We start from the raw sequence: 1,489 nt of genomic DNA on the forward strand, positions 1-1,489 counted from the left end.
CCCAGAAAATGCGTAAATGATTTGGGACTTTAGGGGGAACAGATAGGAAAGGCGCCTCCTTTTTAGCTACAATGTATGTATGTGAATTACGAAGTAGCTGAAGAGAAACCGCACCTGGGAGGTGCGAAAGGAGGCGCCTACGGAAAATGTAACGCAAAACAGGAAAAAAGGCAACGGGATTGAGGTGAGCTTCACCTGTCCCAATCTGACTCTGTATGGAGGAATAGGGCTATTAGGCGAGTTTGTAGGTAAACTGGAGATTAAGGAGGTCCTGGATCAGCGAATTCAGTTGCCTCGTCGGGAAAGGAAATACAGCTCAGGGGATATGATCCTGTCCCTGGTGCATGCCCAAGCTCTGGACCTGGAGCGTCTTTCGGATACAGCCCTACTACATCGGGATGGCGTTTTCCAGCAGGTAGTAGGCTTAGACGATTATCCTCATCAGACCAGCCTGAGCCGTTTTCTAGGCAAGTTCAATGTAGAGGCAGCCAGGGAGATTGGAGGGGTTAATGTAGACCTGTGGCGGCGGGTGAGGGGAGACTTGAGCCAGTGGCCCAGGATAACCCTGGACATGGACTCCCATGTGATCACGGCATATGGGAAACAGCAGCGTGCCAAGGTGGGATATAACCCCAAGAAGCCGGGAAGGAAAAGCTATCACCCTCTGCTCTGCTTTCTTGGGGAGACCCGAGACTTCCTGTGGGGGCGGTTTCGCGCTGGGGATACGAATAACCTGCAGGGGATCAGGGGGTTCCTGAGAGAATGTCTGGCGCAATTGCCCTCTGAGATAAAGGAGCTTTTCCTGCGGGCTGATTCCGGTTTCTTCGGCGACAAGTTTCTGCGAGCCTTGGAGAGTGCGAAGATAAAGTATGCAGTGGTAGCTAAGCTCTATCCTGCCATTCAGTGCCAGTTGGGTGGTGTGCAATACCGCGACATAGGAGGGGGAGTGGAGGTTGGGGAGTTCATGTACCAGGCGGTGGACTGGAAGCGGCCACGGCGGATGATAGTTATCCGGGAGGAGATAAAGGAGGGGGAGAAAAAGAAGAAGGAGCCGAAGCTGCTGGAGCTGAAGGGGCATACCTACCAGGTGATAGTGACCGATATAGAAGGCTGGGCGCCGGAAGAGGTGTGGCGCTTCTATAACGACCGAGCCAATGTGGAGAACATGCTGAAGGAAGGGATGATGGGCTACGGGTTAGACACAGTGGTGTCCCACCAGTATGGGGGCAACATGGCTCACTTCTACATCACCATGCTTACCTATAACCTGATGAACTGGTTTAAGGAGAGCGTGCTGGGGCAGGAAAAGGTAAAGAGGATGGCCAAGTGGGTGAGACAGCACTTCTTCCTGATTGCGGGGAGGCTGGTAAGCGGTGGTAGGAAGCTAATGTTGCGGCTTTCTGAGGGGTATCCCTGGAAAGAGGAGTATCACAAAGCTGAGTGTCGGCTGGAGGCTTTGAGGTTCCCGTTGTCTGGCTAGGGCATCGCC

1 protein-coding gene is annotated in these 1,489 nt (G+C 53.3%); it reads left to right on the forward strand.

The window, feature by feature from the left end:
* Window positions 1–121 precede the first annotated feature (121 nt).
* Window positions 122–1,480 carry an IS1380 family transposase gene (locus HYS22_09405; protein ID MBI1910365.1) on the forward strand — a complete coding sequence of 453 codons (1,359 nt, stop codon included), beginning with the start codon at window positions 122–124 and terminating at the stop codon, window positions 1,478–1,480.
* The last annotated feature ends 9 nt before the right edge of the window (window positions 1,481–1,489 follow it).

The organism is Deltaproteobacteria bacterium, from assembly GCA_016177765.1.
Classification (GTDB): Bacteria; UBA10199; UBA10199; order JACPAL01; family JACOUP01; genus JACOUP01.